22 protein-coding genes are annotated in these 21,967 nt (G+C 45.6%); 5 read left to right on the forward strand and 17 right to left on the reverse strand.

All coding sequences use genetic code 11. The features are described from left to right. Positions 1–199: 199 nt before the first annotated feature. From JWH17_RS14190 to JWH17_RS14225, 8 genes are all read right to left on the reverse strand, one after another. Positions 200–928, reverse strand: coding sequence for a GTP cyclohydrolase, FolE2/MptA family (locus tag JWH17_RS14190; RefSeq protein WP_205223287.1), 729 nt, complete (start codon positions 926–928; stop codon positions 200–202). Positions 929–1,019: 91 nt separating this feature from the next. After that, complete coding sequence (locus JWH17_RS14195; RefSeq protein ID WP_205223288.1) at positions 1,020–1,376, reverse strand: response regulator; 357 nt, start codon at positions 1,374–1,376, stop codon at positions 1,020–1,022. 8 nt (positions 1,377–1,384) lie between these two features. Continuing rightward, positions 1,385–2,383: a galactose-1-phosphate uridylyltransferase gene (galT, locus tag JWH17_RS14200; RefSeq protein ID WP_205223289.1), complete on the reverse strand. Its 999-nt coding sequence runs from the start codon at positions 2,381–2,383 to the stop codon at positions 1,385–1,387. A gap of 7 nt (positions 2,384–2,390) precedes the next feature. Continuing rightward, positions 2,391–2,753, reverse strand: coding sequence for an RNA polymerase-binding protein DksA (dksA, locus tag JWH17_RS14205; RefSeq protein WP_205223290.1), 363 nt, complete (start codon positions 2,751–2,753; stop codon positions 2,391–2,393). Between the two features lie 47 nt (positions 2,754–2,800). Then, positions 2,801–3,295 (reverse strand): cyclic pyranopterin monophosphate synthase MoaC, encoded by a 495-nt coding sequence (gene moaC, locus JWH17_RS14210; RefSeq protein ID WP_205223291.1) that lies wholly within the window; start codon positions 3,293–3,295, stop codon positions 2,801–2,803. Next, positions 3,288–4,439 carry a molecular chaperone DnaJ gene (gene dnaJ / locus JWH17_RS14215; RefSeq protein ID WP_205223292.1) on the reverse strand — a complete coding sequence of 384 codons (1,152 nt, stop codon included), beginning with the start codon at positions 4,437–4,439 and terminating at the stop codon, positions 3,288–3,290. Before dnaJ ends, moaC begins: the two co-directional genes overlap by 8 nt. Positions 4,440–4,451: 12 nt before the next feature. Continuing rightward, positions 4,452–4,715, reverse strand: a complete 264-nt coding sequence (rpoZ, locus tag JWH17_RS14220; RefSeq protein WP_205223293.1) for a DNA-directed RNA polymerase subunit omega — start codon at positions 4,713–4,715, stop codon at positions 4,452–4,454. A 172-nt stretch (positions 4,716–4,887) separates the two neighbouring features. Next, positions 4,888–6,192 carry an adenylosuccinate synthase gene (locus JWH17_RS14225; protein WP_205223294.1) on the reverse strand — a complete coding sequence of 435 codons (1,305 nt, stop codon included), beginning with the start codon at positions 6,190–6,192 and terminating at the stop codon, positions 4,888–4,890. Between the two features lie 355 nt (positions 6,193–6,547). Here JWH17_RS14225 and JWH17_RS14230 point away from each other — a divergent pair, with 355 nt between their 5' ends. The 4 genes from JWH17_RS14230 to JWH17_RS14245 all read left to right on the forward strand — a co-directional run bounded on the left by JWH17_RS14230 (position 6,548) and on the right by JWH17_RS14245 (position 10,664). Next, positions 6,548–6,880, forward strand: a complete 333-nt coding sequence (locus JWH17_RS14230) for a nitrous oxide-stimulated promoter family protein (protein ID WP_205223295.1) — start codon at positions 6,548–6,550, stop codon at positions 6,878–6,880. A 273-nt stretch (positions 6,881–7,153) separates the two neighbouring features. Then, positions 7,154–7,612: a twin-arginine translocase TatA/TatE family subunit gene (locus JWH17_RS14235; RefSeq protein WP_205223296.1), complete on the forward strand. Its 459-nt coding sequence runs from the start codon at positions 7,154–7,156 to the stop codon at positions 7,610–7,612. After that, positions 7,609–8,346, forward strand: a complete 738-nt coding sequence (gene tatC / locus JWH17_RS14240) for a twin-arginine translocase subunit TatC (RefSeq protein WP_205223297.1) — start codon at positions 7,609–7,611, stop codon at positions 8,344–8,346. The genes JWH17_RS14235 and tatC overlap by 4 nt, the downstream gene beginning before the upstream one ends. A gap of 269 nt (positions 8,347–8,615) precedes the next feature. After that, positions 8,616–10,664 carry a methyl-accepting chemotaxis protein gene (locus JWH17_RS14245; protein ID WP_205223298.1) on the forward strand — a complete coding sequence of 683 codons (2,049 nt, stop codon included), beginning with the start codon at positions 8,616–8,618 and terminating at the stop codon, positions 10,662–10,664. A 159-nt stretch (positions 10,665–10,823) separates the two neighbouring features. Here the strand turns inward: JWH17_RS14245 and JWH17_RS14250 are convergent, their stop codons facing one another. The 5 genes from JWH17_RS14250 to JWH17_RS14270 form a co-directional block, all read right to left on the reverse strand. After that, positions 10,824–12,038, reverse strand: coding sequence for a tetratricopeptide repeat protein (locus JWH17_RS14250; RefSeq protein WP_205223299.1), 1,215 nt, complete (start codon positions 12,036–12,038; stop codon positions 10,824–10,826). A gap of 6 nt (positions 12,039–12,044) precedes the next feature. Then, a complete protein-coding gene (locus tag JWH17_RS14255) occupies positions 12,045–13,070 on the reverse strand; it encodes a radical SAM protein (protein WP_205223300.1) in 1,026 nt (341 codons plus the stop codon). Between the two features lie 5 nt (positions 13,071–13,075). Further along, positions 13,076–13,594 (reverse strand): nucleoside deaminase, encoded by a 519-nt coding sequence (locus JWH17_RS14260; RefSeq protein WP_205223301.1) that lies wholly within the window; start codon positions 13,592–13,594, stop codon positions 13,076–13,078. Positions 13,595–13,655: 61 nt separating this feature from the next. Continuing rightward, positions 13,656–14,900 (reverse strand): TFIIB-type zinc ribbon-containing protein, encoded by a 1,245-nt coding sequence (locus tag JWH17_RS14265; RefSeq protein ID WP_205223302.1) that lies wholly within the window; start codon positions 14,898–14,900, stop codon positions 13,656–13,658. Positions 14,901–14,972: 72 nt separating this feature from the next. Beyond that, a complete protein-coding gene (locus JWH17_RS14270; RefSeq protein WP_205223303.1) occupies positions 14,973–16,103 on the reverse strand; it encodes an SPFH domain-containing protein in 1,131 nt (376 codons plus the stop codon). 275 nt (positions 16,104–16,378) lie between these two features. Between JWH17_RS14270 and JWH17_RS14275 the strand changes: the two genes are divergently transcribed. Then, complete coding sequence (locus JWH17_RS14275; RefSeq protein ID WP_205223304.1) at positions 16,379–16,729, forward strand: hypothetical protein; 351 nt, start codon at positions 16,379–16,381, stop codon at positions 16,727–16,729. A 65-nt stretch (positions 16,730–16,794) separates the two neighbouring features. Here JWH17_RS14275 and JWH17_RS14280 read toward each other — a convergent pair whose 3' ends face one another. The 4 genes from JWH17_RS14280 to sat all read right to left on the reverse strand — a co-directional run bounded on the left by JWH17_RS14280 (position 16,795) and on the right by sat (position 21,899). Further along, positions 16,795–18,018 carry a bifunctional nucleoside/nucleotide kinase/histidine phosphatase family protein gene (locus JWH17_RS14280; RefSeq protein ID WP_205223305.1) on the reverse strand — a complete coding sequence of 408 codons (1,224 nt, stop codon included), beginning with the start codon at positions 18,016–18,018 and terminating at the stop codon, positions 16,795–16,797. A gap of 666 nt (positions 18,019–18,684) precedes the next feature. Continuing rightward, positions 18,685–19,179, reverse strand: a complete 495-nt coding sequence (locus JWH17_RS14285; RefSeq protein WP_205223306.1) for an FmdB family zinc ribbon protein — start codon at positions 19,177–19,179, stop codon at positions 18,685–18,687. Positions 19,180–19,236: 57 nt separating this feature from the next. Beyond that, positions 19,237–20,322, reverse strand: coding sequence for a 3-dehydroquinate synthase (gene aroB, locus JWH17_RS14290; protein ID WP_205223307.1), 1,086 nt, complete (start codon positions 20,320–20,322; stop codon positions 19,237–19,239). A 299-nt stretch (positions 20,323–20,621) separates the two neighbouring features. Then, entirely contained in the window at positions 20,622–21,899 is a 1,278-nt protein-coding gene (gene sat, locus JWH17_RS14295) for a sulfate adenylyltransferase (protein WP_205223308.1), read from the reverse strand. Between the last annotated feature and the right edge of the window lie 68 nt (positions 21,900–21,967).

Consider the following 21,967-nt stretch of genomic DNA (forward strand, 5'->3'; position numbering starts at 1 on the left):
TGAGGGCATCTTGAAAATGTCTTTTCCTGGAAATTTCGATATTATGTTTATGATTGGAGCCTTGAAGGTAGCCTATACTCCAAAAGTGTACATATGCGTGGGTACTATATTATCGGCATGCATTGGCCCAGAATAGGGACCGGAGGAGCGTAGTTGAACGATATCACTCTTCAAGACAGGTTACAATCAGGGGAAAGGGTCAAATTTTTTCGTCTACAGCCATTGGCCCTTCAACAGAAGCAGAGGTGGTATATCCGCATGTAACATTTTCTACCACTACCTTATACCATGAAAAAGCGGAATGGTTGGCAAGGGCTGTGCCAAGTTTGCGACAAATGGTTTCAGCGCTACTCTTGAGATCAGTCGATCGTGCAGCACTGCTTTCAATAAGCTCAATCAAATCCTCAAGCCACAAAAAATGGCTTAATCTAACAGAAACAATGGCTGTACCCCAGAAGCCTGCATAACCGTTAGCTGCAATTGTCGCATTTTCGTTGCCGTTGAGCAGTGGGACGGGTACCTCGACCTCTACCACCAAATCAAGTTCCTCTTCAAGCGAACCTATCATTTTGCAATCGTACCTTTGTGACTTAAACAGGGCTCTTAAGTTGGTAGAAGTAAAAAAATAAGGAAATGCGATTTCAATGTGGGAAGCCTCGGCTTGGAGGCGAGTTTTCATTTCTTGCAAAATGAGATGGAGTGTTTCAAGATTGAATCGCCCATGAAAGCGATTAAGGATCTCAATGAATCTACTCATATGAGTCCCTTTAAATTGATGGGGCAGGTTCACGTACATATTGACAATAGCAACTGTCTCCTGCGTTTTTCTCGACTTATCCAGGACGGTAACCGGATAAGAAATATTTTTTACGCCTACCTTACGTATATCTATTCGTCTGGTATCCTCCAGGCTCTGAATATCTTTCATTAGGAATCTGCAAAGCGGGGGTCAGGCTGTTGAGGCAAGTGGAAACATAAAATCAAGCAGAGTTCATGTATTCGAAATATTTCCAAAAACATCAGGAAAGATATTTTTTTACAGTGGCCTTCAACTCATCAATGTTGGCGGATTTGACAATATACGCCTCTGAAGCCCAGGTACCGAAGTCCTGTTTAAACTCAGGATAGGCAGAGCAAAGAATAACCGGCAACCGGGAATTGAGTTCTTTCATCTGCCGAAGTACCTCAATTCCGTTCATGCCCGGCATATTAATATCAAGAATCACTAAATCGGGTTTTTCTTCACTGAATTTTTGCAGCGCCTCTTCCCCATTATAGGCAGAGATCACCTCATATCCTTCATCTTCGAACTCTCCCCGATAAAGCAACTGGATGCCCTGTTCGTCATCAACAAGCAAAATACGTTTTGGTTCCATTTTCCCACCTACAGTTCGACTTCCTTGAGGTATTTACAGGTCTCTTCCGGCGGCATTGGATTAATATAAAATCCGGTTCCCCACTCAAAGCCTGCAATGGAGGTTAATTTGGGGACAATTTCAAAGTGCCAGTGATAGTGATCCAGCTGTGGAGAACGAAGTGGCTGGGTATGCAAAACAAAATTATACGGCGCGTTTGGTATACAGGCATCCAGCCGCCTCAGACTTTCTGAAAAAATATCTGTAAGCGCCTGAAGAGAGTTTTCATCTTGGGCCGCATAATTGGAATGATGATAACGTGGTATTATCCACATCTCAAAAGGCGAGCGAGGCGCATAAGGAGTGATGGTTACAAAATAATCATTTTCGCAGACCCTACGTATATCCTGCTGTCTTTCCTGTCGAATGATATCACAGAATATGCACCTGTCCTTGTATTTGTAATACGAAAGGCTTCCTTCAAGTTCCGAAGAAACCCTGCGTGGTACAATGGGAAGGGCTACCAGCTGGGAATGTGAATGTTCAAGGGAAGCTCCAGCCGCTTTACCAAAGTTTTTGAACACCATCACGTATCGAAATCTTTCATCTTGTGCAAGGTCTCGGATACGGTCCCGAAAAGCCCTGAAGGTGAAGATCATTTCTTCCGGGGACAAGGCTGCAAATGTTTTTTCATGAGAAGGATTTTCAATGATCACTTCATGGGCACCAATACCATTCATCCGATCATAAAGCCCTTCACCCTGTTTCTCCAATTCGCCTTCGATGACAAGGGCCGGGTACTTGTTGGGCACGACCCGTGTTTGCCATCCGGAAGAGTTTGCCGTCCCCTCATTGCGCCCATAAACAAGGACTTCGTCAGGCGTTGTTTTTTCATGACCGGGACAAAGAGGGCAAAATCCTCCCTTAACCTTGTATTCCTCAACCATAAAATCAGTCGGCCGCTTCCCCCTTTCCTGGGCAATAATGATCCATCGTCCCAAAATGGGATCTTTTCTTAATTCAGGCATAACTCTTCTAGCGCCCCTGTGCCTTTTCCCGTTGTTCTAATTTGGTTTTACAATCGATACAATAGGTAGCCACAGGCCTGGCCTTAAGCCTTTTTACAGAAATATCCTCGCCGCAACCTTCACAGATGCCATAGGTGCCTTCTTCGATACGATTAAGAGCTTCGTCAACTTTGTCCATAAGCTTCCGTTCTCTTCCACGAATACGGAGTTCAAACGTTCTGTCAGACTCCACACTTGCTCGATCATTGGGATCAGGAATATTACCTTCTTGATGCGCTATTTCTGTTAATGTCTGTTCAACATCAGAGGAAATATCGTTCTTAATCGCTTCAAGTTGCTCTTTTAATTGCGCCAAATCCTTTTCATCCATATCAGCAGACTCCGGCAAACTGGTTTAATAATATTTTCTGTAGTATATCATTCTGTTACTGATCTTTCAAATAACCCGCTTTTACCACCACTTTTTTTCAACAACCTAATATCAGAAATCTCCATACTTTTATCAACCGCCTTGCACATATCATAGATTGTCAAAGCGGCCACGGAAACGGCAGTAAGCGCCTCCATTTCAACCCCTGTTTTTCCGGTAATCGACACAGTAGCCTCTATATGGATTGCTTTCTGCTTATCATCAAGAGAAAATTCTATATCAACACCGGTAATCGCAAGAGGATGACAAAGGGGAATAAGCTGATCTACTTTTTTTACTGCCATTACCCCGGCAATCCTAGCTACCCCCAGCACATCTCCTTTTTTGACATTCCCTTGGCGCACTAATGAGTACGCCTGATCAGACATGGATATGGTTCCCTCAGCCGTAGCCTTTCGTCGCGTATCATTTTTTTTCCCCACATCCACCATCCGGGCATTGCCGGCCTCATCGAAGTGGGACAGAGGATTTTCATCAACCATTGGCAACCTTGTCTGTTTTATCTGCTTTCTTTTTCTGTTTGCTTATATGGGTATGGAAAAGACGGGCGAAAAAACCTTCCTCTTCCCGCTCTTTACTCATCTCATCGAAATCTTTAAGTAACTCTTTCTGCTGTTTTGTCAATTTGACGGGTGTCTTCACCTGGGCTTCGACGATCATGTCCCCTTTACCTCCACCACGGAGGCTAGGCACACCTTCCTTGCGCAGAGTAAAACGATCACCTGATTGGGTCCCGGCAGGAATCTTTAATTTTGTAGTACCATGGATCGTAGGCACGTCCACCTCACACCCTAAAGCAGCCTGTACCATCGGCACAGGAAGGCTCAGGTAGATAAGCTGACCATCACGCTGAAAATATTCATGCTCTTCAACATGAATAATGACATACAGATCGCCTGATTGACCTCCACGGCGGCCACCTTCTCCTTCTCCGGAGAGCCGCATTCTTGACCCGGTATCGACACCGGCTGGGATACGAATATTGACGGTCTTGCTCTTGTTGACCAATCCTGACCCGTGGCAATCATTACAAGGTTCCTTTATCACCTGACCGGCGCCATGACATTGCGGGCAGGTGGTGCTTACCTGAAAAAAGCCCTGAGACCGTACCACCTGTCCCCTTCCGTGACAACTGGGGCAGGTTTCCGGTCGGTACCCTGGCCTGGACCCGGTACCATCACAGGTAAGACAGGTTTCTTTTTTTGTTATTTCAACTTCACGGTTCACACCGTGTACAGCATCCATAAATGATATCTGGATATCATAGCGAAGATCATCACCTTGGACAGGTGCATTTGGATCACGTTGACGGCTACGCCCTCCAAATCCGAAGATATCACCAAACATATCGTTAATGTGAGAAAAAATATCATCGTTGTTTCCCGGGCCACTGTACCCGCTACTCCGCAGACCTTCTTTCCCGTAAGTGTCGTAAATTTGGCGTTTTTGAAGATCGCTGAGCACTTCATACGCCTCGGCAGCTTCTTTAAACTTTGCCTCGGCCTCTTTATCATCCGGATTGCGATCCGGATGATACTTCATTGCCAATTTACGATATGCCTTTTTTATGTTCTCAGCAGATGCGTCTCTTGATACACCGAGAAGTTCGTAATAGCTCTCACTCATAACTAAATGTTTCTATTCGTTATTGTCGCTGGTTTCGACTTCGGATTCAGTAATTTTGGATCTGCGCTGTCGTGGAAGATCGTGAATATTGTCAAAGGTTACCTTTCCCGCAGCGATCTCACGCAACGTCATTACCACTTCCTTATTTTTCCCAGCAGCAAGAAAAGGTTCTCCATTGCGGTGCTGGCGAATTCTCTCCACAGCGAGATGAATCAGGGAAAAACGATTATCGTCTCCCACTTTTTCAAGACAGTCTTCTACGGTGATTCGAGCCATCTTGTAGCCTCCATAATAAAAACTTCCGGAATGAAATATTCGGAATATTGAATTTAAGGTTGCGGATTCCAGATATAAGCTTGGAACGTAGGCTGGAATCCAGCAATGAATTTTGTAAGCATTCTGAAAAAAATGGCAAGGGGAGCGAGACACTCCCCGATCAGATCACCACTTATTTTTCAAACGGATTTCTCAACAGCAATGTTTCATCCCGATCAGGACCGACTGAAACAATCGCAGGTGCAGTTCCGGTAAACTCTTCCAGACGTTTGAGGTATTCCTTTGCTGCACGGGGCAGGTCATCATAGGAACGAACATCTGTAATTTCTTCGGCCCACCCTTCTACTTCCTCGTACACAGGTTGTACCGATTGAGCGATTCGCATATTATCAGGCATGAAATCATATTTTTTCTGCTCTACCTGATACTGCGTTGCTATCTTCAACTTTTGCAGGCCTGACAAAACATCAAGCTTGGTAATTGCAAAACCAGTCAGGCCATTGAGGCGAACGGCATCATTTGCAACCACTCCATCAAACCAACCGCAACGTCTTCTTCGCCCTGTTGTTGCACCGAACTCATGCCCTTTCGTCTGTAAAGTGTCGCCAACAATGTCACCTTCCGGCAATTCTGTTGGGAAAGGTCCCTCTCCGACTCTGGTCGTGTAGGCTTTAAGAATACCAATAACTTCATCAATATGGGCAGGACCAAAACCAGAGCCGATGCAAGCGTTGCCGGCGATGGTATTGGAAGAAGTTACAAAAGGATATGTTCCGTGATCAATATCAAGCTGGGTTCCCTGTGCACCTTCAAAAAGAATATTTTTCCCAGCTTTGCGAGCCTTATCAAGGACAATGGAAACATTATCAACAAAAGGCGCCAGTTTGTCCGCAAAAACTGCAAACTGCTCAATTACCAGTTCCGCATTTACAGGCTCTGCGTCATATTGTCGGGTAAGGATAAAGTTTTTTTCATCAATCACGGCCTCAAGTTTCGCCTTAAACAAAGCTGGATCAAGCAGATCACCGACCTTTAAGCCAACTCGACCAACCTTATCAATATAGCAGGGCCCTATACCGCGACCGGTTGTGCCTATTTTTTGCCCTTTAGAGAGAGACGCCTCTCTGGCAATATCCAGACTCTGATGATAAGGCATTATCAAATGCGCATTGCTGCTGATCAGAAGTCTCTCCGGAGTAATGGGCAATCCTCTGTTATTGAGTTCCGCAATTTCATGCAGCAAAACCTCTGGATTAATTATTACGCCATTACCTATAACACTGGTTTTTTCCTGATATAGAATTCCGGACGGGATAATATGAAAAATATACTGTTCTCCGTCGACCACCAATGTATGACCGGCATTATTTCCGCCCTGGAAACGGACAATATAGTCTGCATATTCAGTAAGCAGATCAACGATTTTCCCCTTTCCTTCATCACCCCATTGGGTGCCGACCACTACAACACTGGTCATGATATCTCCTGGAATTGAACTAAATAACAAAAGAAAAGGCCGACCACGATTAGGTGCCAGCCTCACTTGAACCGGATTAATATAGCAAAAAATAACACCTCTGTCAAATCGGGGTTAACCGCCCTCTACATAACAATCCATCTCTTACCTAATTTCAACAACCTGCATACATTACAAGAGTCTATTTCCGGGGGATGTCGCGTCGTAAAACCTATTACCAGCGGGTTAGAGATCTATCCAGTTTGATTTGATATATATCAAGGAAAAAAGAGAGGTTTCTAGTATAAAATCAGGGAAAAAGAGTAATACATCATGCCTTATCCAATACAAAATATGGAAGTGATAAATAACGATTATGAAATTCACCTCCAAAAGGATGCAGCGGGAAGCCGACTGCGTGGCCCTGATGATCAATCGTTACTGCAAAGATCACCATAAAGCACAATCGCCTCCCTGTGAACAGTGTGAAGAACTTTTGCACTACGCGCTGCAACGACTGCATCATTGCCCTTTCCAGGAACAAAAATCAACCTGCGGTAAATGCCCTGTGCACTGTTACAAACCTGATATGCAAAACAAAATTCGCAAGATCATGCGCTATGCGGGGCCACGCATGGTGTTCACGAACCCAATCATGTCCCTTCACCACCTCATCGATGGTCTCAAGAAAACACCCGAGCGGCAATAACCAGACCGCTTGACACGTCTTTTTAAATCCCGTAAGGTTGGACCGTTTTCGTAAGCCGGAAGTGTAACTGCTCAGCGAACAACAAATACCCTTGCTTTCAGCTCGATCTGTATTGGTTCGGCAGTACTCCAGATGGGTATAACCAGTCTGGATTGCTGGAATAACACTCTACCTTCCTGCCTGATCATGTGCAGAGGTAAACACAGATTCCGAGCGATACTGCTGAACAGTTACCCTGAAGTTATAAAAAATTCACCAGTTGAGCCTACTCTTATGTTTGGAATTGGTCTTCCTGAAATGATAGTCATCTTCGCTGTCGCTCTGATAGTGGTAGGACCGGACAAACTCCCGGACCTTGCCAAATCACTTGCGAAAGGGTTGATGGAGATGAAAAAAACCGTCAACCAGTTAAAAGAAAACTTGTCTGAAGAGGACGACACACTCAATGAAGTGCAGCGTGAATTGAAACAAACAGCCGCTGACCTCAAGGAACGGGTCCTTGATAACGAAACCCAGACCTGGTCGCAAAAAGCCATTGAAGCCCCTGTTGACGAAGGAGAGGCAGATAAGGATAAACCAATCGATCTCTCTCCGGAAAACCTACGCCCTTGGGAAGAAGACGCTGAAAGTACACCACAGGACAAGGACAACGATTCTCCTGTGGCGGATAGTTCGCCTGAAACAACACCTGCCGATGATACTGACAACGCGGAGAGAAAATCTGCCAAATGATAACCGCATTTGACCACTTTCGCCCCCATCACGAAGAACTGAGAAAGCGCCTCATCCGCATTATCAGTGCAGTATTTCTCTGTACCCTTGTTGCGTATCTCGGCAAGGATTATATTGCTGCATTTTGTATGCAGCCATTGTTTACCGCCGCACCAGAGCTTGAGAAACTTGTTTACACCAAACTTACCGAGGCATTTATAAGCTATATCAAACTATCACTGTTGGCAGGCATCCTGTTCAGCTTTCCCTACATACTCTTTCAGATGTGGATGTTTATCTCCCCAGGGCTTCTTGCAGGTGAAAAAAAAGCAGCCCGCCTGATTGTACTCTGGGCCACGTTCTTATTTCTTGGCGGAGCCTGTTTTTCTTTTTTTATTGCCCTACCAAAGATCCTTTCTTTTTTTATGAGCTACGCCGGGCCAAACCTCACCCCCATGCCCAAGTTTGGTTTATACCTGACCTTTGTCGGCCGAATGGTACTGGCCTTTGGCATTGCCTTTGAAATTCCGTTTCTTATGGTCATGGCGATCCGTACGGGAATCGTTGCCCCTCATTATTTCTTTAACAAACGCACCTGGTTTTATATAGCAATAATGGTGCTTTCTTTTTTACTGGCCACTGGAGAACTCACAGCTACCGTGCTCCTTTGTCTCCCTCTGTTTCTGCTTTATGAAGCAGGTATCCTTGCCGGGCGTGTTTTCAAAGGTAAGAGCAAACCAACAAGCAGCAAATAATACTTAAACGACCTTTCTCCTCATTCTCCAACCCAATTCCATTGGCTTTTGGGTAATTTATTATAACTCTACATTCGATTTCATACCGTACGAACCCCTTCTCCTGCTATTGCTTTTCTAATAGTATTCTATCATTTTCTTCATTTTCATCCTTGACTTGCTCATTTTAGGCCCCGATAATACAAGCAGCTTAAACTGCGTTTCAACTTTGCTATAATAACAATTATTAATAAGAGTTGGACACACAACGCTTAAAAAAGAGAGGAAAAATGAAAAATCTTAAACTTGGGGTAAAACTGGTGGGCGGTTTTATACTTACCGCAATGATTGTACTTGTTGTAGGCTTACTGGCCATGCAGCAACAGAATAAACTTCATGAGCAAGCCGAAGTGCTCACGGAAGACGCCCTGCCCGCAGTACAGAACATGTTGATTATCAAAAGTGAGGCCAACTACATTGCTTCCCTCATGCGAACTTTGCTCACCCCTTTTGCCAGCAAGGAACAAAGAAAAGCCGTTCACCAAGGCCTTATTGATACAAGAAAAGTGTACGGTGCTGCCAAGAGCAAATTCATGGAACTGGCTTTTTTTCAAACCGTTGAACCCGAATGGAAGGCATTCGGCGACCATATTGGCAAATGGGTAGTTGCCAACAATCAAGCAGTCAAATTTTCCAAAGAACTCGTTGCCAGTGATTTAACCAATCCAGTGCAGTTGAATAATCACATGCAACAATTCGAGATTGCTCACCTCGCCCTGCTGGCGAACACCGACAAACTCATCTCCAATGGCACGGACTTTACAGGCGGGACTGATGAGAATGCCTGTTCGCTCGGCAAATGGCTCAACAACATGGATACAACGAACCCGGAACTGGTTGCGCTTGCATCCAAGATCAAGCCCAGTCATGCCAGGCTTCACCAGGCAGTCGGCAGGGTTAAACAGTACGTGGCCAATGGGCAGATCTTGCAGGCCGAAGAAACAATGAAGGATGTTGTCTACCCTGCATCAGAAGAGGTTTTTGCAATTGTACATGAAATGAAAGCTATTATAACCACAGCGTATGACGCGTTTAGTAATATGAACACGCTGCTGCTCGTGGAAGCGGCCACTCACCAAAAAAATACCTTTGACGCCATCGATACCATTGTCAACAAAGCGGTGGAAGGCTCCCACGTAGTTGCAGAAGAAGCTCAAACTGTAGCCAAAACAGCACGGACCATAAATCTTATCGGTATAGTTGTCGGCATTACCCTCGCTCTGGCCCTTGGTTTCTACCTTACTGTTATCATTACCAAACCGCTGGCCAAAGGGGTCGACCTCTCCAAAGCCATGGCTGATGGCGACATGACCCAAACCATGGACGTAGACCAGAAAGACGAAATCGGTGTACTGGCCAAATCGTTGAACAACATGGCAGGTAATTTACGAACCATTATCACCGACGTCAATAAAGGCGTATCCAGTGTTGATGAATCCTCCTCACAACTTGCAGCCATTGCCAACCAGATGTCCAGCGGCGCAGAGGATACCGCCAACCGATCCAACCAGGTGGCAGCAGCTGCCGAAGAAATGAGCGCCAATCAAGACTCTGTGGCAGCAGCCATGGAACAGGCTTCAGTCAATATAAATATGGTTGCCTCAGCGGCCGAAGAGATGAACGCTACCATCACTGAAATTGCGCAAAATTCAGGTCGAGCCAAAGAGATTACCTCGCAGGCGGTTGATCAGTCTGAAAAGGCTTCCGACCGGGTCGACGAACTGGGCAAGGCTGCCAATGAAATTACCAAGGTTACCGAGGCGATCACCGAAATTTCCGAACAAACAAATTTACTGGCACTCAATGCCACTATTGAAGCCGCCAGAGCCGGCGAGGCAGGTAAAGGTTTTGCGGTTGTTGCCAACGAAATTAAAGACCTTGCCAAGCAGACCGCGGAAGCTACTCTGGATATCAAAACCAAGATAGAGGGTATTCAGCAGGCTACCGGTATTACGGTAAAAGAAATTAATGAAATCAGCACGGTCATTGCCGATGTGGACCAGATTGTGGCAACCATCGCCACTGCAGTGGAAGAACAAACCGCAACCACCAGAGAAATTGCGGAAAACGTTAGCCAGGCTTCAACCGGTATAAGTGAAGTTAACGAAAATGTTTCTCAAAGCTCGGCAGTAGCTTCAGAAATTGCGTCGGATATAGCCGAAGTTAATAATAGTGCCAACGAAATGAATAGGGCCAGTAGCCAGGTTACGGATAGTGCCCGGGAACTTTCCGCTGTCGCTGACAAGCTTAAGAATATGGTCGCTCAGTTTAAAGTCTGATAACAGCCGTTCAAATTTCTTCCCCTTAAAAAAGGCGTCTGCTTCGTGCAGGCGCCTTTTTTGGGTCTCTTCTTTTTCACAACAATCAACACGTAACAAATTACTCACGCTCCAAAGCAAGAGTACCTTGAATCATGAGCGAGTCAATAGAGCAAATTGTTATAGCGCCCTCAAAAAATAGACAAGCCCCTTAACCTCGCCGCCCTTTTCCTGCCTCAACGCTACCTGTTCAAAATGGCAAACCTGGAGGTCATTTTCTTTTGCCACAGCCAAAATATAGTCATGGGAATGTGAATACCTGCCATTTGCATGAAGCATCCAGTCCTCACCTTCTCCAGACTCTATTGAGAAACAAATATGTACCTCATCCCGACATCCCGCTGTTATAGCCTGAAAAACAGGTTTGAGATCGCCCAGATAGATAAAAACATCGGCAGCGAGAACTAAATCAAACGGAGCCGGGTCCTGATGATGTTGATGAAAATACGCGATCAGTTCAGCCTCTTCCAAGGTGTCATAGATTTGCTTTTGGCGCGCAATGTCTATCATCTTTGGCGAAAGGTCTATCCCGGTCAGCTTATCTGAACACTCTCGAAAAAGTTCTCCGCAAAGGCCGGTACCACATCCAAGATCTATACAGTGTTCATATTTTTTTTTGCGTGGCCCGTGATTAAACAGATTCCACAACCTTTCCGGTGCACGATAGTCAAGATCACCCACCAGATTTTCTTCAAAGGTCTCTGAATAGCTATCAAACAGGCTCCGCACATATTCTTCCGGGGGCTTAGCAGGAGACGTTTCTCCCTTGAGCGCAGCAATCATATGTTTTGCCCCGGCATGATCCGGATCAATTTCAAGCAACTGTTGGTAATTTTGCACCGCGTTCTCATGGTCGTCGTGCAAGTGAAGCAGGTATGCCAAATTATTCAGCGCCGGTGCATAGGAAGGATCGAGCTCGAGAACATGGGAATATACCTGTACCGCTTCTTCTGTCGCCCCGCACTCTTTACAGCAGCAACCAAGACTGTACAAAATTTCCACATCATCGGGTCTAAGCGCTAACGCCTGTTTGTAAGCGGCAACAGCCTCTGCAAACAAATGCAGTTTGTTGCAGGTAAGCGCCAGGTTAAACCAATAGTCGGTCTCGGATTTGTTGACGGCAGCAGCCTGCTGAAAACACTCTTTAGCCTTTTCATATTCCTCTTCATGGTAGAGGGCAAGGCCAAGGTTGTACTGCACCGTGTCGGCATCGGGTATCTCTCCAGTAACCTCCTCGTAGAGTGCTATTGCCTGGGAAAATTCTCCAAGGCTGTGGAGGTCCAGAGCCTTGGTATATAACTGTTGAAGTTGTTCTAGTCGTTTATCTACTACCATGGATCACTATTTCTTTGTTGGCCTCATTTCCTGCTTCAGTAAACAGCAGGAGATCCGGTGTTCTGGTTTACCATCATCTTGATAGCTGATGTTTTCCGGTTGCAGGAGTTTGTTCATCACACATCCTTCCGGGATGGAAAGAGGAAAAAAACGATCTTCATTCAGTCCTGAACGATGACAAAGCTTACCTGCTTTTATCTCATAACTGTGGATGGGGTGATCTTCACACAGTGGACACTGATATACCCTTCCGTTGGGAAACACAAAATAGTTTTCCGCAACCATACCTGCACACTCAAAGGTTTCTTCCGGTTCAAGATATACCTTGGGATACACGACATGGGTGCCCTTGGCTGCAGCATCGGCCGCAACCCCGGGAACAATATCCAGCCAACGTTGAGGATCGACCTGCCAGCTCCCCTCATCACCACTGCTCGGAGTAGCGGATTTTCCACGCAGGCCGATAACTTGAATGAAAAATCGATCAATACCAAGCTCCTCTACAAGTCCAGGCATCCGATAAAGGTGATCAATATTAAGACTGGAGACCGTATAGATGAGACTGGTGGCAAATTTACGGTTTACCGCCTTCTTGATATTCGCTGTACAGGTGGCAAAAACCCCTGCCCCACGAATAGGGTCATTCACAGCCGGTTCCGGACCGTCCAGGGAAAAACTCAAATAATCAAGCTCGTTGGGAGTCACCTTGTCCAGCAAATCGTGGAACAAAAAGCCATTGGTATCAACGGTAACGGCAAATCCCATTGCCTTGGCGGCCTTGATAATTTGCGACAAATCTGGATGCATGGTCGGCTCGCCACCAAGTAAAATAAGGTTTGATTGTTTTTGCTCGTCGTTAAAAAGCCGCAGCCACTGGAGGACTGTCTCAAGCTCCAGAGTTTGCACCCCATGTTGATCGGGGTTAATATAACAGTGGCGGCAGGAAAGGTTGCAAGCGGTTAAAAGGTGGAAAAAAACATTTCGTTCACCGGTCTTAAACCCGACGGTACGTGCAAGAGGTTGCGTATCCATGGACATCATTCCTCAATGACTTGCTCAAGAGTATATCGTGACAGCAGGCTATCCTGCCAATAAGAGTAGTTGCTAAAAAACTGTTGAAAAAGCTTCAAACTTGCTGTTCGCTGCACCTTTTCCACCAGGGTAATTTGCATCTGTGCATACAACGCATTCAAACTCTGCAAGGGAAGATTGGTGCCGCCACCCATGATATCTTCATAGGCCCATACAAAAGAACGAATACCGGAAAGAAGCATAGTGGAATAACACATCAGGCAGGGTTCCATGGTGGAGTACACAACCACTGAAGAAAAATCATAATCAGGATGCTCGGCCAGGAATGCCCGCAGGGTGACAATTTCAGCATGATCAATTTCATTGCAAAACTGTTCGCTGCTGTTTCGCCTCCTGCCCCTGGCCAGTATTCTATTCCTATCAACAAATACACAACCAACAGGAAACTCTCCCTCATCAAGGGCTACGCGCGCTTCTTTAAGCGCTTCCTGCATGAACTTTTCGTGATTATTTTGCAACACCATGGGTCTTTGTAATGCTAGAGTAAAAATGGGTCTATACCATGGAACGACTATGCTGTCAAAATTACATTCGGCGGCCAAAGCGCAGGATATTTTTACCTATTGTCACGCCGGTGTGCGGCTGCACCCAGTCATGACCCTGGTCGGTAAAAGGTAAATAGACAAGGCCCATTCCCTTCACAACAGCCTTTACTTTTGGTAGATGCGGGAAAATAGCTTTGGGGCTGGTTGCTGATGCTGCAAGTATAATTTTCATCGCTTGCTTTGCTTCTGTTGATGACAACGTCACAGGAAAAAAAGGATCTCTTTTTTTTCCTTTACCTTGTGGCAGCTTCCACTGTCCCAATGTAGCCTGGCGCCCTGCCTGGATAAATACTTTTGGTCTCACCTTAAAGGCAGGCACTAGAAACTGCATGGGTTTCTTTTCCCAATCAGCCTGGGGCAAAATTGGCTGATTGGTACGAGCTATAAAATCAGCAAAACTTGAAATATTAAGCTCCGTGACCGATGCTTGCAGCTTCCAGAAAGGGATATACAATGCCGTATGCTGGTCACCATCCACAACCTGAAAAACAACTTCTTGCATATCTTTTTCATCCATTCTCCAACAGCGATCACAAACAAAACAATGCACTATCAGGGAGTCGGGTGCTCCTTGCACCTCTGCCCCGCAATGGGGGCACAAAGAAGGCAAAAAGCTGGGCTGCCACTGGGGATGGTAGGAGGATGATTTGAGCGCTTTACTCCTGAGGCGGGTACCTGTTTCCGCAGTCAGGGGGTATTGATTAACGGCATCCAGCAAACCTTGATCAGTGTGTATCAATGGAAGATAAATCACACTCAGTGTTTCACCAATATAGGCGCGATGAAAAAGATTTTTCCCTGCCTTGGCAGTAAGGTGAGATATCTGTGCCGCTTTATGGAGAATGGTGTTGGGCTCAAGGGTTCGAACTAAAAATCGAGCGTTTGTGGCAGGATTAAGATGCTGCAACTGCATTGCCTGTGCCCTGACGCCAAGGGATGGCGGCAAGCCTGGAACATTCACGGCCAGCTGGGTGGTATCAACTACTTTGTGTGAGAGCCCTTTATCCGTTACAAGAAAAATTGTCCCCTTAAAGCGAATGTAGGGGACCAGCAGGTAAGCAGTTTCTTCTTCCTTTATCGTCGGCGGGAGCAGATAACGAAAAATACCGGCCGGCTGCAAAAAATTTTTAACGCCACAATAGGAGCAGGTCAGCAGTCGATCAGATTCATTCAGCGTTGCCGCGGCACCGCATTGCGGGCATTCCTGAGCAACCTTGATGTTCATTTTTTGTAATTACTCACAGGGTGCTATAACTCTTTGCTGTATCATACCTAGAACCTGCAATTGCTCCATCCATCACAGTTTCATCCCGCATTGATTACAGAAGTGCGCACCGGGTAAATTTTCATTGCCACATTCTCCGCACTGAACAGCTTTTGGCTTGTCCTCGGTTGAATGGCCGCAGCGGGAGCAAAATCGAGCACCAGGTGTTACATTCTTTCCACAGTGGGTACACTGAGCAATAATAAGTTGCTGGTGGCCGCAATAAGGGCAAAATCTGGCGTCGCCTTGAACGGCATTGCCGCACTCCTCACAAACAGTTGTAGCTCCACCTTTTGCTGCGTCTCCCCGCCCTTGCCCTGTCTGTTGCATACTCCCAAACAAAGCCGGCATCATCATCCCCATGCCTAATCCCATCCCTGCTGCGGCTTCCCCCGTGCCAAGCGCGGCCTTTTCCATGGCCATGCCCGCCTTCATCCGTACGAATTTATCCATATCCTGAATAACATTCATACGTCCACTATCATCAATGGCCTCCTGCACCTCTGGTGGCGGCGTAATCGAAGTGATATATAAATTATCCAGTGCCAAGCCAAATCGTTGAAAATCCTTTACCAGCCGCTGCTGAAGGCCTATAGCAAGCTCATCAAAGCTGCCTGGCAGGTCAAGAAGGGAGTCAAGCGTCTCGCCGAGATAATCATTGAATCTGGAAACAATCACCCGGCGTAAATAATCTTCAATCTGCCGGGTTGTATATTTTCCCATGGTACCGGCAAGTGTATTAATAAACAGTATCGGCTGCACCACCCGAATATTAAACACACCGTGAGCGCGCAACCTGACCAGACCAAGCTCTGAATCACGAAACGCCACCGGATCTTTGGTCCCCCACTTGAGATTGGTAAAAACCTTGAGGTTGACAAAGTATACTTCTGCCCTCAAGGGACTGGTCATCCCCCAGGGAAGAGAAAGGATCTTGGTTAGAATGGGAATATTTCCGGTCTTTAAGGTATGTCGTCCCGGAGGAAAGGCATCGCAGGCACGCCCCTTATAAAACATCACCGCTGCCTGATTTTCACGCACTGTTAGCTGGGCGCCAAACTTAATCTCCCCTGAGCCGTGCTCAGGTAAACGGTGCAACAGTGCCTCGCCGGACTCATCAAACCATTCCAGTGATTCTAAAAAAATAAGATTATTTGCTTCCATAGGTCCTTTCCCTCGTAAAGGGCATATTGAACTTGCCTCCGACTATAAACGGTTTTTTCAATCAATCTCAACATCATGCTTACAAAATTTCTGCAAAGGTAAGTAAAAAAAACCTTGATACACCATTGAAGGCGATGATATTTTTTGGTGCTTTTTTTGTTGTTGATCAACTCACATCTTTCATATGTGGAGACAAACTAGTGGTTGTGAGGATAACTCCTTTCAGTATAGTATAGGACCTGCAAGGTACCAAAATATTTTTAAGGAATAACGTTATGACACAGTTCAGGCAGGAATGGGATACAGAAACGGCAATGGAAATCCTCAACCATCCGACAGTGGACAGTAAGGTATGGGCTGAAGCGGTGGAATGGCTCCTTGTTTATGGCCCTCCGGAAATACAGGAACTGCTCAAACAGGCATCCGGCCATGCCACCATGGAAAGTTTTCCAGAGTTAGAACCTCTCGGCTATGGCAAAGACGGAACCCCCTGCTATTCATTGTCACAATTAGCCGACTCACTGGATATAAGTGAAGAGGAAGCCGAGGCAATCATCAGCGAAAAAGAGAAAAAACACGGTATCAGCCACCGGGTTGACAACAGCGACACAACCTCACTCCAGTAACCCTATACAAACAGAGGGCCTCATCCACAGCTTGAAAATTTACCCGCCCAAACATTTCTCTGCTTTCAAACAGATGCGGTATGGTAGGGTATGAGCTCAAAAATCCGCTTATGCGGGTTGATCTGAATGTGATAATAACGGTTTTGCGGCATATAAATGTAGGGTATTTCTTTTTCCTGGCGAGAAAGAAATTTGGACAGAATCATCCTGTTCACGGCCTTATGGCCGACAATCATAATATTTTCATCGTAATTGTTGAGATAAAATACTTTTTTCAGACCACGATGCACCCGCTCTTCCATGGTCTTATACCCCTCGCCTTCAGGATAAATGTAATTATATTTATTTAATCTTCTTGCCCTGGCGACATGCGGCATTTGCTCGCTGATCTGCTTATAGGTCATCCCTTCGCAAACACCGCCATGAATTTCATTAAATTCAGGTAAAGCAATAATTGAGCAAAAATCCTGACGTTCCCTTATAGTTTCTGCTGTTTGCAGGGTTCGCTTATAATTGGAAGTAAATATGATAGGAATGCGCTGGGTGGCAAAATGCTCGGCCAAAGATTTGGCCTGCTCAAACCCTTTGTCAGTGAGCTCACTGTTGCCGCCGATGCGGTCTTCCACATTAAAAAAAGTCTCTCCATGACGAACCAGGAAAAGATTCCGCACCACCCTGGTGGTTAAAATATCACGAATACGGTCATAATAAGGCACCTCATAGCTGGCTTGTTCCTGCAAAATACAACTTTCAAACGAATCCACCAGAATGCGGTTGGGTTCCACATCCAAAGGCTCATAGATGGATTCGTAGTATTTGATCCTTTTTAAAAAACTTGCTATCGCCTCTTCTTTGGTGCGATCGCTGAATTCACTGAGACCTGCCTTACGTTCAAGATTGGCTTCCAAAGCTTCATCATCCGCATTCATACATTCAATGAACAGTAAAGGTGTTTCAGAAAACGTATCTTGAATTTTCCGGCGCCGTTTACGAGTCACGTTACTGGCATCTAAAATGGCAACACAGCCCCCTCCGCGAAGAAATTTATGGGCATTCTCAATATTTACCGAAGATATTTTCTCTCGAAAAGCAACACCTTCAGGATTCCCCGGCGAAAAAAATATTGATGAAGAAGTATTCTCTTCACTCATCCGCCGGCGAAGGTCACCATTATTAAAAATCGCGCTTTTTACTCCATCAAGTTCCAACGTACGGCTTAACTTTCGCGCCATGGTCGATTTACCGCGGGCGGGCAGCCCCATCATCACTATTACGAGCTTTCTATTCATTGTTTCCTGCCTCTCTCCGTAAGCGCCTTTATCCCGGGTTGCTCATGCCTGCAGTATCAATTTGTTCAATTACATACATGTGCTTTACGCTGGGTAAATTCCTTTGCAATTCCCACTTTCAACAGTGGTAATGAAAAATCCAAGCTGTTGATTCAATAGATATATTGTACGCACAACCAGCAAACAAGCAAACAATAAAGTAGAACTGGCTGTTCTAAGCAGTTGTTTACGAGAGAACTAATCCTTGGAGATGCAACGCAAAAGATGACGATCACTGGGGATGTACCGGGAAGAAGAATGCCGATGGCAGGAACACTGGTAGTGAAATAACATATTACCTAAATACTGCAATTGCCAAGTTTGCCGAAAGTGCGAGGCTGCGTACACGCAGACGTACTGTAGTACTTCAAGTGTGCGCAAACAATGCAGATTCGGTAAAATCGGCAATCCCGAAGGGTGGCAAGCATGAGAAAAATGCTCTTAAATGTAACTCACATAAAAGGGAACTGATTTCTTGTTGATAAAACCGATAACAGTCTGGAAAAACGTAACTAAAAGCATTTTTGTCATGTTTGCCATGCAAGATTTAGGTATTACAGTTCCATGAGCGTAACGGAGGGATAAATCAAAGAATTCTCAGCCCGGTGAGTTACCTTTAGATAATCCTTAGAGTTCATACAATTTATCGTCATACACTGGTGGTTTAGGTCCTTTCTTCACTTTCTTTTTCATTGCTTCAAGGCTGAATGCATCATCCGAATCCATTAAGTCCCCTATTTCCTGCTCTATTTGTTCAGGGTCCTCGCCTGCTTCCATACGAGCGATGGCTTCCTCCATCTGCTCGCCAAGAGAAAGCCCGGTTTTCTCTGAAAAACGGCGCATTAAATTTGCCATCTGCCGCGGATCGTCTTCGTTCATTCCCTCGGCATCACGCATAAGTCCTTCAAAGGCCTGTTCCATTTTTGACTCATCCATGCCGGCCAAAGGATCGCTCCCGTCATCCTCTTTTGCTTTGCCGATAGTGGCAAAGGTCGACATCATTTTCTCTAGCTCTACTTTACCGCATTTGGGACAATCTGGGCGTTTTTCGGTGTTGACCCTTTGTGAAAAAAAATTAAAGACTGTGTTGCACTGGTCGCAGTAAAATTCGTAAATGGGCATAATGATTTTAGTGTAATTATGAGATTGAAAGAGGAGTTAGCCTATAAAAAGTGAATTTTAACTATTACCAAGCACAAGGTCAATATCCTCGGGTCTCACCTGATCAGTAATAATGACCTTGCCTATCTCTTCCGGTAGGACGAAAAAAATCTGGCCACCAACAGTTTTTTTATCTGTCTGTAAATAGGCTCTTATCTTTTTTCGATCGAGCTCAGCAGGAATTTCCAAAGGTAGGTTGTAGGCACGTAGTAAGTTATCCAGGGTTTGCAACACCGGATCCGTGGTGTATCCACCCTGGATTGCCAGTTGCGTTACCGCATGCATACCGATGGACACTGCCAGGCCATGGATAATTTTAAATCCGGAAGCGGCTTCAACCGCGTGCCCGATGGTATGCCCGAAATTTAAAATTCTCCTTAATCCGCCTTCTCGTTCATCCTGCTCAACAACGTTGGCCTTGATTTGGCAGCAAGTATAAATCATGGAAACAAGTGTTTCAGGTTCCATGTCCCTTATTGCCTTTTGGTTTTCTTCTAAAAAGGCAAAGAAATCCTTATCAATAATGACACCGTACTTAATCACTTCGGCCAAACCTCCACGAAATTCTTCCGGAGGTAATGTTTTCAATACGTCTATATCAATATACACGGCCCTGGGTTGATAAAAGGTACCTATCAGATTTTTCCCCTCAGGGATATCAACGCCTGTCTTGCCGCCGACAGAACTATCAACTTGAGCAAGTAAAGAGGTTGGAACTTGCACAAAAGGAATACCCCGCATGTAGATAGAGGCAAGAAAACCGGTGATATCACCAACAACACCACCACCAAGGGCAACAAGAGCATCACCGCGATCAAATCCTCGCCCGGCAAGCTCACTGACTAAATCGGTGACTGTCAGTGTGTGTTTTTGTTCTTCACCGGCTGGGAAGACGATCAACTCGCAAGCAAGGCCTGCGTCGGTTAACGAAGCGATTATTTGCTGACCGTATAGTTCTGCAACGTTATCGTCACTGATGATCCCGTATCGCTTTCCTACCGGATCAGCGGCTAGAGTAGGACCAATTTGATTGAGCACGCCACTACCTATGTGAATAGGGTAGCTACGCTCATCCAGACCGACTATGAGAGTTTGTTCCTTCATGACACAGTAACCTTTGTAATCTTTTATGATACGAATCTTCTGGCGGTGCTACTTCTGTGTAGGGTGGATAAGCGCAGCGCATCCACCAATTCCAGGCATCTGATGCCGCGTGGATGCGCTGCGCTTATCCACCCTGAATGGGATGAACAGCATGAAAAACCGAGGGTCTCGGTAACCTATCACATTTTTTATGATAGGAATCGTTTACCCGTATATTAAAACAATGAAAAGAAAAAAAAGAGGGGATACCGTAACCCGGTACCCCCTCAAACAACAAACGCTAAAAAAAGAAGCGTTAATTACATGGATTCACCAGAAGCGGCACCCTGCATCTTAACTTCAACTTTTTCGGTAAGTCCTGCGTAGTAAGCTTTGAGGTGATCAAGAACTTCATCACGACCAAAGTGATCAACGATCTCAGCACCTTCAGAAAGTGCTTTACGCAGCTTGGTACCGGAAAGGATAACACGGTCATCTTTGGTATGCGGACATGTACGCAGAGAAGCCATACCATCACATTTGTGACAATAGAATGTCCAGTCAATCTTCATTGGCTTACACTGGAGATCTTTAGCAGCATCACCAGTTTCAGGAATGCGATCAAAGATTTCCTGAGCTTCAAACAGGCCATAGAAGTCACCAACGCCAGCGTGGTCACGACCGATCAGCATGTTATTTACACCGTAGTTCTGACGGAAGGTAGCATGGAGCAGACCTTCACGAGGACCAGCATAGCGCATATCAAGTGGGTAACCGGCATTGATAACGTTCTCTTTAACAAAGTAGTTTTCAATGAGGATTTCAATGGCTTTAACGCGAGTTTCCGCAGGAATATCGCCAGGCTTAAGGTTACCGATCAGAGAGTGAATCAAAACGCCGTCACATACTTCTACAGCAATCTTGGCAAGGAACTCATGAGAACGATGCATTGGGTTACGAAGCTGCAGTGCTGCAACGTTTGCCCATCCACGCTCATCAAACATAGCACGGGTTTCTGCAGGCTTCAGGTATACGCCTGGGTATTCTTTTTTGTACTCGCCTTCAGAAAGTACTTTTACAGGTCCGGCAAGGTTGAACTCTTTCTGGTTCATAACCATGATTACGCCAGGATGATCGTCAGGAGCGATTTCCCAGAATTTGCCGTCTACAGACTCTTCACCTTCGCCCATGAATACTTTTTCGCATTCCCACTTCTTGTCGGCTTCGGTCATTTCGTATTTTTCGGTAACTTTCATGGTGGCATATACTTCGCCATCATTTACCAGAGCAATTTCGTCACCTTCATTAATTTCACCGGCATCAGCAGCAGATACATCGAGGGTAATAGGTACAGGCCAGAATGTACCATCTGCCATCTGGAAATTTTCACAAACGCCTTTCCAGTCAGCTTTTGCCATAAATCCTTCAAGAGGGGAAAATCCACCGATACCCATCATGATCAAATCGCCTTTAGCGCGATCTGTAACTTCTACCTGCTTGAGACCTTTTGCTTTTGCCAATTCAGCTTCAAGCTCGGCACCTTCAAGTAAAGCACAAACAAGACCTTTACCGCCGTGAGGCGCAACTAACTTACTCATAATGTTTCCTCTCTGTTTAGTTATCAATAGGGATTAAAGCCTATAATAAATATCCGTTCTGACATCAT

This window comes from Desulfogranum marinum (assembly GCF_016918565.1).
Taxonomy (GTDB): Bacteria; Desulfobacterota; Desulfobulbia; order Desulfobulbales; family Desulfobulbaceae; genus Desulfogranum; species Desulfogranum marinum.

What these genes read in the sequence shown, in the direction of transcription:
- JWH17_RS14190 (WP_205223287.1), bottom strand. Translation starts at nt 928, where the DNA reads ATGAAAGATATTCAGAGCCTGGAGGATACCAGACGAATAGATATACGT.
- JWH17_RS14195 (WP_205223288.1), bottom strand. Translation starts at nt 1,376, where the DNA reads ATGGAACCAAAACGTATTTTGCTTGTTGATGACGAACAGGGCATCCAG.
- galT (WP_205223289.1), bottom strand. Translation starts at nt 2,383, where the DNA reads ATGCCTGAATTAAGAAAAGATCCCATTTTGGGACGATGGATCATTATT.
- dksA (WP_205223290.1), bottom strand. Translation starts at nt 2,753, where the DNA reads ATGGATGAAAAGGATTTGGCGCAATTAAAAGAGCAACTTGAAGCGATT.
- moaC (WP_205223291.1), bottom strand. Translation starts at nt 3,295, where the DNA reads ATGGTTGATGAAAATCCTCTGTCCCACTTCGATGAGGCCGGCAATGCC.
- dnaJ (WP_205223292.1), bottom strand. Translation starts at nt 4,439, where the DNA reads ATGAGTGAGAGCTATTACGAACTTCTCGGTGTATCAAGAGACGCATCT.
- rpoZ (WP_205223293.1), bottom strand. Translation starts at nt 4,715, where the DNA reads ATGGCTCGAATCACCGTAGAAGACTGTCTTGAAAAAGTGGGAGACGAT.
- JWH17_RS14225 (WP_205223294.1), bottom strand. Translation starts at nt 6,192, where the DNA reads ATGACCAGTGTTGTAGTGGTCGGCACCCAATGGGGTGATGAAGGAAAG.
- JWH17_RS14230 (WP_205223295.1), top strand. Translation starts at nt 6,548, where the DNA reads ATGAAATTCACCTCCAAAAGGATGCAGCGGGAAGCCGACTGCGTGGCC.
- JWH17_RS14235 (WP_205223296.1), top strand. Translation starts at nt 7,154, where the DNA reads ATGTTTGGAATTGGTCTTCCTGAAATGATAGTCATCTTCGCTGTCGCT.
- tatC (WP_205223297.1), top strand. Translation starts at nt 7,609, where the DNA reads ATGATAACCGCATTTGACCACTTTCGCCCCCATCACGAAGAACTGAGA.
- JWH17_RS14245 (WP_205223298.1), top strand. Translation starts at nt 8,616, where the DNA reads ATGAAAAATCTTAAACTTGGGGTAAAACTGGTGGGCGGTTTTATACTT.
- JWH17_RS14250 (WP_205223299.1), bottom strand. Translation starts at nt 12,038, where the DNA reads ATGGTAGTAGATAAACGACTAGAACAACTTCAACAGTTATATACCAAG.
- JWH17_RS14255 (WP_205223300.1), bottom strand. Translation starts at nt 13,070, where the DNA reads ATGGATACGCAACCTCTTGCACGTACCGTCGGGTTTAAGACCGGTGAA.
- JWH17_RS14260 (WP_205223301.1), bottom strand. Translation starts at nt 13,594, where the DNA reads ATGGTGTTGCAAAATAATCACGAAAAGTTCATGCAGGAAGCGCTTAAA.
- JWH17_RS14265 (WP_205223302.1), bottom strand. Translation starts at nt 14,900, where the DNA reads ATGAACATCAAGGTTGCTCAGGAATGCCCGCAATGCGGTGCCGCGGCA.
- JWH17_RS14270 (WP_205223303.1), bottom strand. Translation starts at nt 16,103, where the DNA reads ATGGAAGCAAATAATCTTATTTTTTTAGAATCACTGGAATGGTTTGAT.
- JWH17_RS14275 (WP_205223304.1), top strand. Translation starts at nt 16,379, where the DNA reads ATGACACAGTTCAGGCAGGAATGGGATACAGAAACGGCAATGGAAATC.
- JWH17_RS14280 (WP_205223305.1), bottom strand. Translation starts at nt 18,018, where the DNA reads ATGAATAGAAAGCTCGTAATAGTGATGATGGGGCTGCCCGCCCGCGGT.
- JWH17_RS14285 (WP_205223306.1), bottom strand. Translation starts at nt 19,179, where the DNA reads ATGCCCATTTACGAATTTTACTGCGACCAGTGCAACACAGTCTTTAAT.
- aroB (WP_205223307.1), bottom strand. Translation starts at nt 20,322, where the DNA reads ATGAAGGAACAAACTCTCATAGTCGGTCTGGATGAGCGTAGCTACCCT.
- sat (WP_205223308.1), bottom strand. Translation starts at nt 21,899, where the DNA reads ATGAGTAAGTTAGTTGCGCCTCACGGCGGTAAAGGTCTTGTTTGTGCT.